We start from the raw sequence: 14,617 nt of genomic DNA, 5'->3' as shown, positions 1-14,617 counted from the left end.
ACGCTATCCAGGCGTTGGTTAGTTTCCTCATTGGCTTGCAGTGCCAATCGTGCAATTTCTCGCGGGGATGTTGGCAGTACAAGCCGTTTTGGATTAAAGTAGTTTTCTTCCAGCTCATCAAACATGCCCCAAGCTTGATCAGTTCCAAGCATTTTTGAATGCCGGCTGGCACCACGCTTAGTCCATAAATTAATTGCACCGGTGTGTTCACTAACCAATCCCGTTTTTCGGGTTTGGTTCTTAAATTGTTTCAGTTGGCTACCTTCTAAATGAAAATAATGAGTACCTTCAATAAATTTGTCCCTATTAGCATTAAAATTATCAGTAATGCGTCGTGAGGTTGTTCCATAAAATTCGGCTAACTGTTCAGTAGTTAAAATTAGATCTCCGTTAAACTTAACTTGTTGTACTTCTTGCATGTGAATCATTCCTTTCAGCAGAGTGTTTCTTTTAGGACACAAGTTCTCCAAAAAAAATACTCATAATATCGTCTTCTGATAAGCCGAGCGTTTTCGACAGTGCTAGTATTTCACTTTGCCTGAATGGACGCTCATCTCTCAAACCTTTGTAAAATGTCGAGTATGTGATTGAAACATTTTCAAAATTGTTAATGCTTTGTACCACATCTTTTACCGTACGCCCTTTTGTTTTAATGATCCCCAATAATTTGTTCTTGTTCATATCGCCACCTCGTTTCCTTTAGGACACTTTAATTAAAACACCTATATTTGCTAATGTCAACATCAAAGTGTCCTAAAATAAACTTTTTTATTTTAAAGCACACTAATATGTATACTTTAAGACACATAAATGCTATTATGTATACATGGAGGTGCTAACGTGATGAATCTAAAAGAACGCCGATTAGAACTGGGGTTAACCCTAGATGAAGTTGGAAAATTGACAGGTGTGGGAAAATCAACTGTTAGAAAATGGGAAACCGGATATATAGAAAATATGGGTAGAGACAAAATCATTAAACTTTCAAAAGCTTTACAAATAAGCCCACTTTCTATATTAGATCCTGATAATGAACTTCTTTCAGATGTCAAAATAAAAATATCTGAAACAGTAAATAAGCTCAATGCTGATCGTCAGCAAAATGTTTACAACTACGCTGACAATCAACTGAAAGAACAAAATGGTAAAGTTGTTAATTTGCCACTTGTTGGTAAGTCAGCCGCTAACCCTACTGAATTGACCTATGGTGATGTAGAAATTGAACACGACGACTTCACTGACGTGCCACACGGGGCTGACACAGCTATCCGTATTCAAGGCGATTCGATGGAGCCACTTATCCACGATGGTCAAATTATCTTCTACCAACAGCAAGAAGAAGTTGAAAATGGCGAGATTGCTATTGTTGAAATTGATGGTGACGGTGTTACTTGTAAGCAAATTTACTACGACTACACTTCTGATGAAGTCATCTTGCGATCTATTAATAAAAAATATGAACCACGTCATGTTAAAGATGACCAGGTACGTATTATAGGCAGAGTTATATTATAGGAGCTTATTGCTCCTATGCTTATGCGTTAAAAAGAACACACGTTCTACATATTTAGCAGTATTATACTTACATAAGACCAGATACGGACGTCGGTAAAAGCTGAAATTTTAGGGGTGTTGTATTTTTGGAAACATTAGGGGTATTGTCTTTTTTGGTGTTTTTAATAGCAATTTTGATATTTATCATTGCAACGATTGGATGGATTTTTAAGAAAATTAAAGGCAAAGATCTAAGAAAATGGAAAAAGACATCTATATATTCAATCGTTGTAGTTTTTTTGTCTTTCGCGCTACTGTTATTTGCCGGGATAAAATCAACGAGCGCATCTTCTAACGATGAATCAGTCAACCAAAATACAACAGTCAGTGTTTCTTTGTATAGAAATAAAGTTGACGATGTAACTACCGTAAAAGGAACAGCTACTCCTGGATCCACGATCCATTTCAAGCCTACTGATAAAGATGGAATTTCAGACACTGTAAAAGCAAATAAAAATGGCAAATTTAGTGACGAATACCTCGTTTCAGGAAAGTATACTGTATACGCTACCTATAAAGGCCATAAGAGTCCGAAGTCACAGCTAACCATTACTGAATATAAAGATTCTGATAGCAGTTCTAGTAGCAATGACAGTAGTTCAGATACAAGTGATTCATATAACGCAACCGAAGGCGAAAACAATGCTGAAAAATATACTTATGGCGATTTCGTCAAATCTGATGATTGGGTTGGCAAGTCATACCACATTTCCAAGGCTGAAGTCCTTCAAGCTGACGAAACAGACGGCCAAACGGTTCTCTTAGTATATACGGACGATGATCCAGACCACACATTTATGGTTGCCTATGATGGCAAAACAGCAGCCGTTGAAGACGATTACGTTGATATACAGGGCGTATTTTCAAAACGTCAATCCTATGACACGAAAATCGGTGGCAGTAACACAGTTCCATCACTTGTCGCTAGCAAAATTACTGTTACAGGTAAAGATTCAGATTAGCACCCTCGCCCACTACCAGCCTAGCGGGCAACATGCGAGCGTAGTTCAACGGTAGAACAGTAACGACTTATTTACACATAGAATTACCTCCAAAGTTACTATGCAGGTTCGACTCCTGCCGCTCGCGTTGCAATAAAAAAGCACATCCCCCAGCCGGCCAAAGTTGAGGATGTGCTCAAAAATAATATAGCAGTGAGGTGTTTTCACTAATGGACAATTCTAATGACAAGCTTCACGGCAAAGACTATGCTTGGCTTGCTGTGGAAGCCGCAGTTGCTTCCGTTCCGACATTCGGACCAGCGTTACAAACCGCCTATTTTGGAGCAAAAAATGAGAAAAGATTCAAGCGCATTGAAGAATTTTATAATCATCTTAGCGAAGAAGTAGAAAAAGTCAAAACACAATTAACAAGTTCCGATGAAATTAATCAGTATTCGGAACAAATTTCCCAATATATGGAAAAAGTAAATAACATTATTGAATCAGACCCAACACTTGCAAAACGTTCGATGCTTCATAATGGTTTCTTAAACATTTTAAAATCACCATCAAAAATTGATTGGGAGCAAGAACAATATTTCACTTCAATTGTTCCACAGATTGACCTGACAGACATAAAGCTATTGCTGGGGACACAAAAATTAGAACCGGACAAATGGATACAGATTGAGGATGTAGTTACTTTTTTTGATACTCAATTGGACAAGTTCTATTTAATCGGCTTATGCGAGCGACTTACTAATTTTGGTCTCTTTGAAAAAAGATTTGGAAGCATTAATATGCAATCTAGTGGAACAGTTATTGATACGTATTACAGACTCACAGATCTTGGGAGAAACTTTTTAACGTTCACTATGGAACCGCCAATCGCAAAAAATCAAAATACTAACAATTAATATCCAAATATACCAATACTTAAAAAAGACTTGTAAAGGTGGCAGGTTCCACAAACATTCAATAAATTCATTCATTTAATTACCTCACACAAAACAAGACGTAAAATGATGTAAGATACGAAGCCTGGAACTAAATAAACTAATTTGTCCATAGTCATGTGTCTCCTAACTAATTGTTTAGTATGAGTATATACTGAACGACTGTTTGCTACAAATAAAAAAAGCGCATCCGCTCCCGCCAAGAAGATGGATGTGCTGCCAATAAAAACCAGTGGATTACTCCGCTCTTTTTACATACATAATATTATCACAACTAAGGAGGTGATGCCTGCAAGTCCTTAAAATTCTACCCGCCTAGGTGAAATTTAAGGAGGAAATATAAATGGCAAGTATTAATAAGCGTGGTAAAACATGGAATGCACGTGTTTCATATTACGATGATTTAGGAAATCGTAAATTTATCAATCAAGGCGGTTTTCGAACTAAGCGTGAAGCCCAAGAATGGGCTAACCAAAATGAAATTGATGTTAGCAATGGTATAAATCCAAGATTAGGTAAACAACTATTTACGGATTACTTTTTAAAATGGTATCAGACTTATAAGGAACCAACTTTAGCAAAGTCTAGTCGCTTACGTTATCAGTATACGCTTGGAATTGTTAATAATTATTTTGCTGGCAAACGATTAGATGAAATAACACGTACCGATTATCAGAAGTTTCTAAACGATTATGCCAATCCTATAGGTCGAAGTCCTCGTTCGCTTAGCAGCTCCGAAAAAGTTAACGTACAAATTAAGTCAGCCGTCCAATATGCTATCGATGATGGCATTATTAAGCGTAATTTTACAGCGCACACCAAAATTAGTGGTCGCCCAGAGAAGCCCAAAGAAATGAAATATTTAGATGGTAAAGATACCGAAAAGCTAACTCGTGCGCTTGAATCAGACTTAACTTTTGCTCACTTGACTAAGCTAATGGCACTAGTTAGTTTGCAAACTGGCGCTCGGTACAGTGAGGTTGCCGGTCTAACATGGGATTGCTTCTCTTTTGATTTCAAAACCCTGAGAATCAATAAGACCTGGGATACATTACTACGAAATGGATTTGCTGATACCAAAAATGAACAGTCTAAGCGGCTAATAAAAATTACTGATCACCTAGCTGATATTCTAAAAAGTTTTCACACCCTGCAGATCGTAAAACTAAAAGAACTAGGAATCGATAATCCACTTGATTTAATTTTTATTAATCAGTATGGGCGCGTGCCTGACAATACAAGCGCAAATCAGACGCTTCACAGAGTTTTAAAACGTATTGGGTCTAAAGATATTACCTTTCACGGACTACGCCATACACACGCTTCATATTTGATTTACAAGGGTGTCTCAATCTACTATATCTCTGAACGGTTGGGTCACTCTAATTATTCTACAACCATCCGCGTTTACTCTCACCTTTTACGAGAAATGGAAAAAAAGGAGACTGCCAAAGCCCTTGTGGCTCTAAGCTCGATGGATGGTTTGGTGCACAAGTCGGTGCACAAATCTTACAAAAATGCCTAATGTGCACCAAAATGTGCACCAAAATATCTTTTTATACCGTTTTTCAGCGTTTTGTTAAAAACAAAAACCGTTTCATATCAACGTTTTACGTTGGTACGAAACGATTTAATTAATATTCATATGACCCCATCCGGAATCGAACCGGAATCAACCGCTTAGGAGGCGGGTGCCCTATCCAATTGTGCTATGGGGCCAAAAATCAATCCGTAAAATATCTTCTCACGGATTGACTGAATTTGCAATTCTAGTCTTGATTGAAGCGTTCGCGGTTCTTTTTACGCATCCCTTTTTTCTTGGAATGTTTATTGTGCGATCGTTTCTTCTTGGGTTTAGCGGGTGCCTTGAATGGTTTCGGTTCATTCGGCACGACGGCATGCGCGACGTGATCCGGATGGCCTTGGCCTTCAACGCGGTGCCGACCGTTAGCCACATCGGCGGGATTGCTGACATGTTCGAACGTTAAGGTTGGCGCCACTTTGCTAGGCTTCGTATCAACAATCTTGTAATCAACCAAATAGCCCGGCTTGATGTCATAATCCGTTGACTTCATCATCTTTTTGAAGTCCCGCACATCATGGTCATTGCCGAGGGTCAGGACTAACCCTTCGGCGCCCATCCGCCCGGTCCGACCACTGCGGTGAATATACGTGGTAACGTCTTTAGGCAATTGATAGTTGATGACGGCGGGCAATTCGGGCACATCCAAGCCCCGCGCAGCCAAGTCAGTCGTTAACAACAATTCAACCTTACCTTGTCGGAACAACCGCAACGCTTTTTCGCGGTCGACTTGGCGTTGATTACTCGTTAACGCCACAAAATCAACGTGTTGATGCCGTAATTCGACGGACACATGTTGGAGCTCTTGCATCTTATTGAAAAACACTAGCGCCCGCAAATGATCAACCCGACTGATGCGTTTTAACAAATCAACGCGGTGGCTATTGCCGACTTCCATCGTCCGGTGACGGACTTCGCCTTGCGTTTGGTCAATGGCGCGCACGTCGATTTTTTCGACTTGTTGGCCAAACCAACGTGGGAGTTCATCTAAAATTTTAGTTTCTGTGGCGGAGAAGAAGCCTAGTTGCAAGGTTTCCGCAAAGGTAGCATCTAAGATTTCACGGATTTGGTCGAGGGTTGCATCCGTTAACAATTCGTCAGCTTCATCGACGATCATTAATTTCAAATGACCGAGCTTTAACTTGCCATCCGCAATCAAATTAGTGATCCGGCCGGGAGTCCCGACAATAATTTCCGGATGCTTCTTCAGCTTTTCCATTTGCCGTTTGACGTTGGCACCACCCGTAATTGCCAATACTTTGGCATCGACTAATTGGGCCCAGTCGCGAACCACATTGGTCGTTTGCATCGCGAGTTCTTGGGATGGCGCTAAAATTAACGCTTGAATCCCGTCACCAACGCGCACATTTTCGAGCATTGGCCACGTAAAGGCCAACGTCTTCCCGGAACCCGTTGGCGCCAAGCCTAAGACCGACTTGCCAGCCGCCATCGGTTCCGCGACCGCCGTTTGAATCGGCGATTGTTCCGTAAAGCCCATCGCCGCAAATTTACCTTTAAATATGTCTAACATAGTTCCTCGTTTCTATTACCGCCCTTGCCGCTCATCGTCAGAAAAATAAAGATGCGCAGTTTGCCGTAAATTAAATAGTAATTTATTAACATTGCGACTTAATTGCCGCCATACTTGATATTCAGTTTGATGATTGACCGGGTCGTTAATGACCATCGCAAAATCACGCGCTTCCGCCAACATCGGATTGTCGTCCGGGGCCACACCAATATTTTGGGCGTGACCGGCGTTATCGTAATACGTGATTTTAGCCAACTCGGCTGCATTATCCATCACAATCGTATCACGTAATCCGTTGATTTCCGATGGCAAATACGAATTGCTCGTCTTCCCCACATTCAATGTGACCGTAAAGCTCGGGTAGCGTAAGACCGCGACCCCTTTAGCATCAACCTTCGTGCGCATTAAGGTTGGATAATACGCCACTTCTTCGGGCATTCCGAACCAGCCGACCGCATCATAGGCCAAATACACGCCCAAATCTTGCAGCGCGCCCCCGGCAAACTTTAAGGAGAAGATATTCGGCTCTTCACCGTTGCGAACGGCATCGTAGCGCGATGAATACTTCATGTAAGTTAACGTCGCACCTTGAATCCGTTCGAGCTTGGATAACTGCGTCTGGACCCGTTTAAAATTAGTTTCATGAATCTGGCGGGCGGCTTCAAACATCAACACGTCCGGATGCGCTTGTAAGCAGCGATCCAACTGTTCAAATTCCGCTTGATTGGCCACGGCCGGCTTTTCAACGATGACGTGTTTATCATGTTCAATGGCTAGCTTCGCCTGGGTAAAGTGCAAACTATTGGGTGACGCAATATAGACGGCCTCAAAATCACCAGTCGTGAAAAAGGTGTTTAAATCCGTAAACGTTGCCGTCACATGATTAGCCGCCGCGAACTCATCAGCACGCGCTTGATGCCGGGAATAGACACTCGTTAACTGCCATTCACCAGATTCGTGCGCCGCATCAATAAATTGTTGCGTAATCCAATTCGTCCCAATGATTCCTAATTTTAACATACCCAGACCCCTCTCAATTGTGTGTAACCGTTTTTAATTTAATTGTTCGTGATTATTGTGGTTGTTACTATAATTACATTCTACCAGTTTTATGTCTGCAAAATGACATTCGTTACTTAAAAATGACAGCCAGTTAAAAGGTTTGCTAAGAACCGGCATATTGCGTGACGCTTCGCTTTCAATAGTGGTATATTTGAAGGGTAAACTTTAGGAAAGAAGGTTGATCCGGTGAAGCGACGTGGCGCCATTTTATTTGGCTTATCATTACTGGCAGGACTATCAAGTACATTATTACGCAAACAACGCCCCACAAAGATTGCAAGCGGTGATTTAGCAGTTTTTTATGCGGGGACTTGGACCTATCGCGACGAAGAGCATCACCGGGATCATAAACTAGAAATTGACCCCAACATGATTATTCGTATCGATGGGCGCTCAATGCCAGCAACGGTGGAATCAATTTCACCTAGCGAGTTAGTTTTGCTTGATAAATACGGCTTTCATCTTGAGATCAAAGCCAATGAACAACGCCCGGTGACCTTATTTGATGAAGCGGATAATCGTAACTATGTGATCTTATCCCCTAATCAAATCAGCGAAACCGCTAGTAATTAAACTTGCTTAGTAGCATTCTTGTATGTTGGCTCCCAGCCAGTTTGCGGAAAGTCATCGCTTAATTAGGCTACTATTCAAATAACGCAACAAATAACCGTCACCAAAGAATTGGTGACGGTTATTTGTATTGACACGAATGGTATAACCCGCTTTAAATGGGCTGGAAAACAGCCATGGTAGTATTCTTTATGCCGGACATATGCTGCAGACTCACTAGCTTTGACAACCCTTGTTACAACCACGGTAAGTAAGTCATCATTTATAAACAATTCACAAAAATAGTGACCAACTAAAATGGTGCGAACAAACAAATCTTCGCACCACTTTTTATACCGAAATCAATTTAATTGTGGTTCAGCGGTAATGGCAGCCGCCGTGAGGTTTGAGACCGCTTTGTGGCTCGGACCGATCGCTACAGCGGCTGGAATTACCGCTGAATCACAACGGCACATAGGCTACTTTTTCAATTCGTTGCATTTAAACTCTGATCAATCAAGCTTTGAAAATCAGACGCACTCCCATTGAAGACGACCCCGCTGAATTCTTGGCTCGTCCCATTTTGCCGATAGACCGCGCGATCGGAATAGTGCATGAATAAGACGCGACTACTGCGGTGATGCGTACTAGTCGTATCCAACCACAGCGGTGACTTTTTGATGGCCGGTTTGACGAGTTGTTTTTGAACCGCGGTATTCGACCAAATCACACACTCACGACCATAATGTTCGGTCAGCTTTAAGACTAGCGCCCGCAACTTGGCTTGCGCCTTTTTTACATTGACCGTTTTGGCCGTATAGTTTCCATAATATTGAACTTGAATGGCAATCGGTAAATTACCAATATTATCATTGACTGTTTTTTCAAAGTAAGCAGCTTGGGCCGCAGCAGAACTCGAAAAACTGAAGACGTGCGTCACCCCGACACCTAGATTGGTACCGACGATGCGCTGATAATTGCTCGAAAAGTCATCATCGGTATAACTGGCCCCTTGAGTCGCCTTCAAATAGACAAACTTTAAGCCATCCGACTGTAAGGCTGCAAAATCTAAATAGCCATCATTTTGCGTTACGGCCACACCGCGGACATTAAAGCCCTTGACAACCGCTTCACGTTGATAATGAAGCCATTGTCCGCCACCCCACCCGAGGCCGACAATCAGCAACAAAACCAGCAGCCACCAGCCCCGACGACGCCAACGCGCGCCCCGGGTATGTGCATAGACTGGTTTTAAATGCCGTTGTTTCGTCATACCATCAATCCCATCTTATTACTAACCCTAACTTTATAACTCCGTTCGCGTTTGACTAATGGCGTCGCGCACGCGACTAAGACTAGCGGCCATTTTGATATTGCCATGGACTGCCGTCATTAAAAATAAACTGTCGATAATGCTCATTTGCGCGATTAACGAGGTCAAGCCCTCGGAACGGTAATTAATCTCTTCAGCGACCGAAATAAAGGCCACGGTACTGGCTTGTGCTAACGGTGAGTTACCAAAACTAGTCAACGCAATCACCGGTACTTTTTGCGCATTCAGGGTACTTAAAAGTTGTAAAGTTTGTTGATTACGCCCGGTATGTGAAATGACCACGGCCACATCATTAGCGGTCATTTGGGCCGCTTGCATCAATTGCATGTCATAATCACTATTGTGGGCACACGTAATCCCGGTGCGGACGAACTTATGGTAACCATCCAAGGCCGCCACCGCCGAACCGCCGAGACCGTAAAACCCAATCGTATGGGCGTGCAATAATAATTGCACCGCGGCTTTCAAATCCGCTTCCGTCATCACTTGACTCGTTTGGTCCAGTGAACTCCGAATACTGGCGAAAGTTGATTCGGCAATTCCTTTAAAAGTCGTTTGTTTTTCGACATCTTGAAAAGCTTCGGCATTCGTCCGTTCTAGCGGCTCAGCGGCCGTCAATTCACGTGAGAAATCCCGAAAGCTGTTAAAACTAATCCGCTTCACAAACCGTGACACCGTTGCGGTCGACACACCGACCGCCGCTGCTAAGTCCGAAATCGACTGGGCGGCCGTTTGCACCGGATCTTTAATAATGTAATCAGCAATCTTGCGATCCGTGGCACTCAAATTAGGATAATACGAGCGAATCAACGTAATCACGCGATTGCGATGTTGTCCAGCCATGTCGCCACCCCCTGCTCAAATTTTACCACACTTCCGAGAGGGACCATAATTGACCCAATGCTTTCCGCGCGTCATTCGGTACCCGCACCGACCAAGCCCTTATTCGCCTTCGTTTGCTTTTTATCCAAAATGTACTCCTTAATCAAGGTGACGATTTGCTTATTTTGCGGCAGGTCAGAATGCTGGGCATTATCCCCAGTCACGGTAATTTCCGTGAAATGTTTGACTTGGCCTTGATAAATATACTTGCCCGCCTCCACACTGCGCGCCGGCACTAAGCCGTCAGTATCATAATTTTCGGTTCCCGCCACGGAATAGACGGTCGTTTTGCTCGGTAGTTGGTGGCGATATTTGATAAAATCAGCCAGCATCTGGGTCTTATGATTCAAATTAGCTTCCGAGAAATTATACGGCGACCCAATCGTCATGACTTTTTTGACCGTAATGTCATCACGTTTGAAATAATGTTCAAAGAAATACGTATAAATCAAGCCGCCATTCGAATGCCCAATCGCCTTAAAATTATTAAATTGATACTTGCGTGCCAAGGCATTAAAGGCCAGTGAGAACCAGCGGGCTTGCTGCTTAATATTACTATAACCATCTTTATTATTTTCAAAACCAACGACAATAAATGGCTCATTATCCCGCGGGCGAATAGTCCCTGAATACTTAATAGTGTCGTCTTTTTTGACCGTAATTTTAAGCAAACTATGCTTTTGTTTTTCGGCAGTGTTCAACTGCGTGACTAAGCGGTCGAAGCGATTTTGTGTTGCACTACTTCCGGGAATCATAATGACCGGTGACAGCCGCGAGTCATGCCGACCAGTCATCGAAGACACGTTAGCCTGGGTCCACTGATACGAGGGCCATACGAGTAGTGCCAACAAGACACTCCCGATAATTAACACAATTAAACTCCGACGGCGGCGTTGTCGATTCAAATTAGTTTTCATCAGCCGTCATCTCCGATCGTAGACTTTCTTCATGGGCAGCGTGCAAAATGGCTTCCGATAGCCGCATAAATGGCATATAGATAGCCACGGACAACGCGAGACAGACTAACCCAATGACCAAGGCCACCCAGTTACCATCCGTCCCGATAAAAGCAATTAGTGGTCCGGGCGTCCCAATCGGTACCGGATAGACCATCGGCGGCATCCAATGCCAACTAATCGCCAGCGCCGCTACCGCCATATTAAGTAATGGCGCACAAATAAACGGTATCAAATAAATCGGATTATACAAAACGGGTAACCCAGTCAGCATTGGTCCATTGGCATTAAATAGCGCTGGTAACATGCTCCACCGGGCGACCACGTGATAATTATGATTATGACTAGCCACATAAATCGCAATTACTAGGGCCAGTAACATCCCCGTCCCGCCAAAGGTACCAAACGCATCGTATAACGTGTTAGCCGTAAACGGATACGGCACGTGATAGGCTGAATGTTGGCTCAAGGCGGTATTTAAATTAGTTGTCATCGCCGGACTATTGGTCACTAGCCGTTGTTGGTAAGGTCCCGCTAGCCCAAACAATTCTAACAAGAGAGTCAACGCCGCCATGCCAAACGTCAACCACAAGCTGTGGCTCGTCGTGGCAATTTTTTGAAACTGCGCCCAGGATTCTTCCGAGTAACTCATAACAGACAAGTAATGCATCCCAATACTAATAACTAACGCGGTGAGCATTGTCATCAGCATCGGTAACAACGAATGAAACGTCCGGTCCAAAATTTCAGCGGCATGCGTCTTTTGAACGATATTGGTTGGTTTACTAAATAGTTGAAAATACCAGCCGGTCAAACTACCGATAATGATCCCCCCGGTTAGTCCATTCGTTCCGAGTAAGAGCGCATTAAACAAGCCATTTTGTGCTTGGTCAGTATACTGATAAGCAATTAACAATAGCGCGATGGCGCCCGTTAATCCCGACAACTGGTCATCACGATGATGTAACTTGGCATGATACTTAGCCGCTCCAAACGCGGCAATAATAGCGACACTATCTAACGTTAAGTTCGTCAAATTATCAAACGGATAATGCAAATATCGATAGTACGGTACCCACTTTGATAAGTGAAAAATACTGGCTAAAAAACCGGTCTTCGTCAACACGGTTTGTTCAATAATGGCACTAAACGACCCGATTAAGACGAACGGGAAAGTTAACATCACCGTTCGCTGAATGACCCGATAAAAATTCGTCTGCCGCAGCCGTAAAAGTGTCGGCACCAGCCGGTTAATAATCTGTTGTTCGCTAAGCCCCATGTGAAAGCCTCCAATGAAAAAATCGCCTTTTTTTCATTATAAATCGTTTAACGCGTCACTGGCTATCTAAGACGTTTTTTTTCACTAAAAAGAGTTAGTAAATAAACCTCCAAAGGCTTTTTGCATCTCCGAATTTTTATGGCTGAAACGTGGTACAAACGGGGGCTTTCTAGGCGATGCTCGGTCGCAAAAAAAAACACCGTTCCAATGAACGGTGTCCTTAACAACTAATATAACCGAATCGAGCCACTGGTCGTCCGCCCAATAATTTTATACGGTGCAGTTTGACCGACTTGGCCGGTCTGATACCCATCCGCAGTATGGCCGGATACGCCATTTTTCGGCGCACTGACATGCCCACTGTGCGCTTCTAATTCATATTGGTAACTCGCATCTTCGGGAACGGCGACCTTAATCGTGCCGCTCTTGGCGTTCAAATTAATATTACCGTCAATCGCTGCAAAGCCTAACTTCAAGGCCCCAGTCTTAGCCGTCCAACTCCCCCCACCACGTAAGGCGTTACCTTGAATGGTGCCACTCGTGGCCGAAACGGTGAATTGGCCAGCTTGGACGCGTGATAACCGAATGCGGCCACTCTTCACGAGCATACCAAGCTGGTCGGTGACGCGGCCATCGTTATAAGCGAAATTACCAGAAGTAATATCGGCACTCATGGCTTGCGCTTGCACATTAGCCACACGACAATCACCACTGACAATCCGTAAATTAACCACTTGCAACTTAGTTAAACCGGCAACTAATAAGGCCCCAGAGCGATTTTCCACCGTCAAATTACCGGCGTACACACTCGGAATTAAGATCTGCACGTGGACGCGTAATGGAATCAAGAACGGAAACTTACCTTGATCAATCGCCAACGTATCGCCTTGTTGAGTAATTTGTGCATGATAAGTCGTATTATTGTGGTTCATATATTCGCGGACAATAATTTCGTCATTCGCACCACGAGTTGGCATGATTTTCACCCGTGCAGACCGATAGGCGACGGTGACATGTTGCAACGCGGCAACATCAAAATGTTGTTCATTGACTAAATTCAAACTGTCGTGGTATTCACCAGCTAAGTTTAACGTTGGAAAAGTCGGTTCAAAGTCCGGCATCGACACTGGTTTGCCGTTAATATTGATGCCGTCTTCATTAAAGACCACGTTGCCGAGTTTAAACCCATTGGCATCGGCCTTGATGGCGCCATGATTAATCGAAACACCGTCCGCGTTAGCTGTAAAGGCGTCGCCACCTTTTAAATAAACGCCAGACCGGTCAATTTTGAGGGTTTCACCATCGTCGACTTTAAAACTATCGTCATCCATCGAGACGCGGTGTTCATGTAAATGTTGGTCGTTCCCATTTTCCTGTTGAACTTGCGCGATTAACGCATTAATATCACCAAAATCACTGAAAGCTTCGGCCACCGCTGCTTCAGCGTCGAGGCCACTAGCATGTTTATCGTTAGCCGCTTCATTTAAGTCAGTCGCTAATTCCGTTTTCAACTCCGCTAAGGCGGGGGTATCGGGTTGGTTTTTAAAGTATGAGCTCAGCCGCATCGCAACGAGCTGTTCAATTTTTTCAGACATCGGCATCGATCCTTCCTAATATCAAATCATCAATGACATGTTTCGCAAAATTCCATTCTTGGATATTATGGTCCAAGGTCGCTTGGCCTTGGGGCGTAATTTGATAATACTTACGGCGCCCACCTTGCGTTTCACTGCCCCAATAACTAGCAATATCCCCATTTTTCTCTAACCGGCGAAAGACCGTATAGAGCGTGGCTTCATTGATATCATAAGCCGCATGACTCAGTTGCTTAATTGTTTTGGCAATCGCATAACCGTAACTGTCGCCTTGATTCAAAATGTTCAAGACGATGGTCGTCGTATGGCCGCGAATGGTTTCTTTGGAAATCTCCGGTTGCATGTTCCCACCTCACTAACTACTTTGTATCACACAGTACTTTGTGGTTGCTAATAA

At 43.4% G+C, this 14,617-nt stretch carries 15 protein-coding genes and 2 tRNA genes; 6 read left to right on the top strand and 11 right to left on the bottom strand.

The annotated features are described in order from the left end of the window. The coding region (locus tag DY78_RS03595; RefSeq protein WP_169817058.1) for an ORF6N domain-containing protein at positions 1-419 on the bottom strand (419 nt) is incomplete at its 3' end. Between the two features lie 31 nt (positions 420-450). Beyond that, complete coding sequence (locus tag DY78_RS03590; RefSeq protein WP_024624159.1) at positions 451-681, bottom strand: hypothetical protein; 231 nt, start codon at positions 679-681, stop codon at positions 451-453. Positions 682-843: 162 nt separating this feature from the next. On the opposite strand from DY78_RS03590, the gene DY78_RS03585 reads away from it, so the two are divergent. The 5 genes from DY78_RS03585 (at position 844) to DY78_RS03570 (ending at position 4,976) form a co-directional block, all read left to right on the top strand. Further along, entirely contained in the window at positions 844-1,515 is a 672-nt protein-coding gene (locus tag DY78_RS03585; RefSeq protein ID WP_056993496.1) for a helix-turn-helix domain-containing protein, read from the top strand. A gap of 125 nt (positions 1,516-1,640) precedes the next feature. Continuing rightward, complete coding sequence (locus tag DY78_RS03580; protein ID WP_024624156.1) at positions 1,641-2,516, top strand: carboxypeptidase-like regulatory domain-containing protein; 876 nt, start codon at positions 1,641-1,643, stop codon at positions 2,514-2,516. Positions 2,517-2,550: 34 nt separating this feature from the next. Further along, a tRNA-Trp gene (locus DY78_RS15990) sits at positions 2,551-2,643 on the top strand. A gap of 82 nt (positions 2,644-2,725) precedes the next feature. After that, on the top strand, positions 2,726-3,412 hold the full coding sequence (locus DY78_RS03575; protein ID WP_024624155.1) for a hypothetical protein: 687 nt from the start codon (positions 2,726-2,728) through the stop codon (positions 3,410-3,412). A 382-nt stretch (positions 3,413-3,794) separates the two neighbouring features. Beyond that, entirely contained in the window at positions 3,795-4,976 is a 1,182-nt protein-coding gene (locus DY78_RS03570) for a site-specific integrase (RefSeq protein WP_024624154.1), read from the top strand. Positions 4,977-5,097: 121 nt separating this feature from the next. Here DY78_RS03570 and DY78_RS03565 read toward each other — a convergent pair. The 3 genes from DY78_RS03565 to DY78_RS03555 form a co-directional block, all read right to left on the bottom strand. Continuing rightward, positions 5,098-5,170, bottom strand: a tRNA-Arg gene (locus DY78_RS03565). Between the two features lie 50 nt (positions 5,171-5,220). Further along, a complete protein-coding gene (locus tag DY78_RS03560; RefSeq protein WP_024624153.1) occupies positions 5,221-6,564 on the bottom strand; it encodes a DEAD/DEAH box helicase in 1,344 nt (447 codons plus the stop codon). Positions 6,565-6,579: 15 nt separating this feature from the next. Then, positions 6,580-7,584 carry a Gfo/Idh/MocA family protein gene (locus DY78_RS03555; protein ID WP_024624152.1) on the bottom strand — a complete coding sequence of 335 codons (1,005 nt, stop codon included), beginning with the start codon at positions 7,582-7,584 and terminating at the stop codon, positions 6,580-6,582. 228 nt (positions 7,585-7,812) lie between these two features. Here DY78_RS03555 and DY78_RS03550 point away from each other — a divergent pair, with 228 nt between their 5' ends. Continuing rightward, complete coding sequence (locus DY78_RS03550; protein ID WP_024624151.1) at positions 7,813-8,199, top strand: DUF4828 domain-containing protein; 387 nt, start codon at positions 7,813-7,815, stop codon at positions 8,197-8,199. Between the two features lie 463 nt (positions 8,200-8,662). Here DY78_RS03550 and DY78_RS03545 read toward each other — a convergent pair whose 3' ends face one another. From DY78_RS03545 to DY78_RS03520, 6 genes are all read right to left on the bottom strand, one after another. Beyond that, positions 8,663-9,448, bottom strand: coding sequence for a GH25 family lysozyme (locus tag DY78_RS03545; RefSeq protein ID WP_024624150.1), 786 nt, complete (start codon positions 9,446-9,448; stop codon positions 8,663-8,665). A gap of 33 nt (positions 9,449-9,481) precedes the next feature. Next, positions 9,482-10,351 carry a MurR/RpiR family transcriptional regulator gene (locus DY78_RS03540; RefSeq protein WP_024624149.1) on the bottom strand — a complete coding sequence of 290 codons (870 nt, stop codon included), beginning with the start codon at positions 10,349-10,351 and terminating at the stop codon, positions 9,482-9,484. Positions 10,352-10,422: 71 nt separating this feature from the next. After that, positions 10,423-11,307, bottom strand: coding sequence for an alpha/beta hydrolase (locus DY78_RS03535; RefSeq protein ID WP_024624148.1), 885 nt, complete (start codon positions 11,305-11,307; stop codon positions 10,423-10,425). Beyond that, the gene (locus DY78_RS03530; protein WP_024624147.1) at positions 11,297-12,625 is read right to left on the bottom strand and encodes a PTS transporter subunit EIIC; all 1,329 of its coding nucleotides are present in this window, start codon (positions 12,623-12,625) and stop codon (positions 11,297-11,299) included. The genes DY78_RS03535 and DY78_RS03530 overlap by 11 nt, the downstream gene beginning before the upstream one ends. A 227-nt stretch (positions 12,626-12,852) precedes the next feature. Beyond that, positions 12,853-14,220, bottom strand: coding sequence for a DUF4097 family beta strand repeat-containing protein (locus DY78_RS03525; protein ID WP_024624146.1), 1,368 nt, complete (start codon positions 14,218-14,220; stop codon positions 12,853-12,855). Continuing rightward, the gene (locus DY78_RS03520) at positions 14,213-14,563 is read right to left on the bottom strand and encodes a PadR family transcriptional regulator (RefSeq protein WP_024624145.1); all 351 of its coding nucleotides are present in this window, start codon (positions 14,561-14,563) and stop codon (positions 14,213-14,215) included. The genes DY78_RS03525 and DY78_RS03520 overlap by 8 nt, the downstream gene beginning before the upstream one ends. Positions 14,564-14,617 lie beyond the last annotated feature (54 nt).

Origin of the sequence: Lactiplantibacillus fabifermentans DSM 21115, from assembly GCF_000498955.2 — a bacterium.
Lineage (GTDB): Bacteria > Bacillota > Bacilli > Lactobacillales > Lactobacillaceae > Lactiplantibacillus > Lactiplantibacillus fabifermentans.
This window is presented reverse-complemented; position numbering and strand designations above follow the sequence as displayed.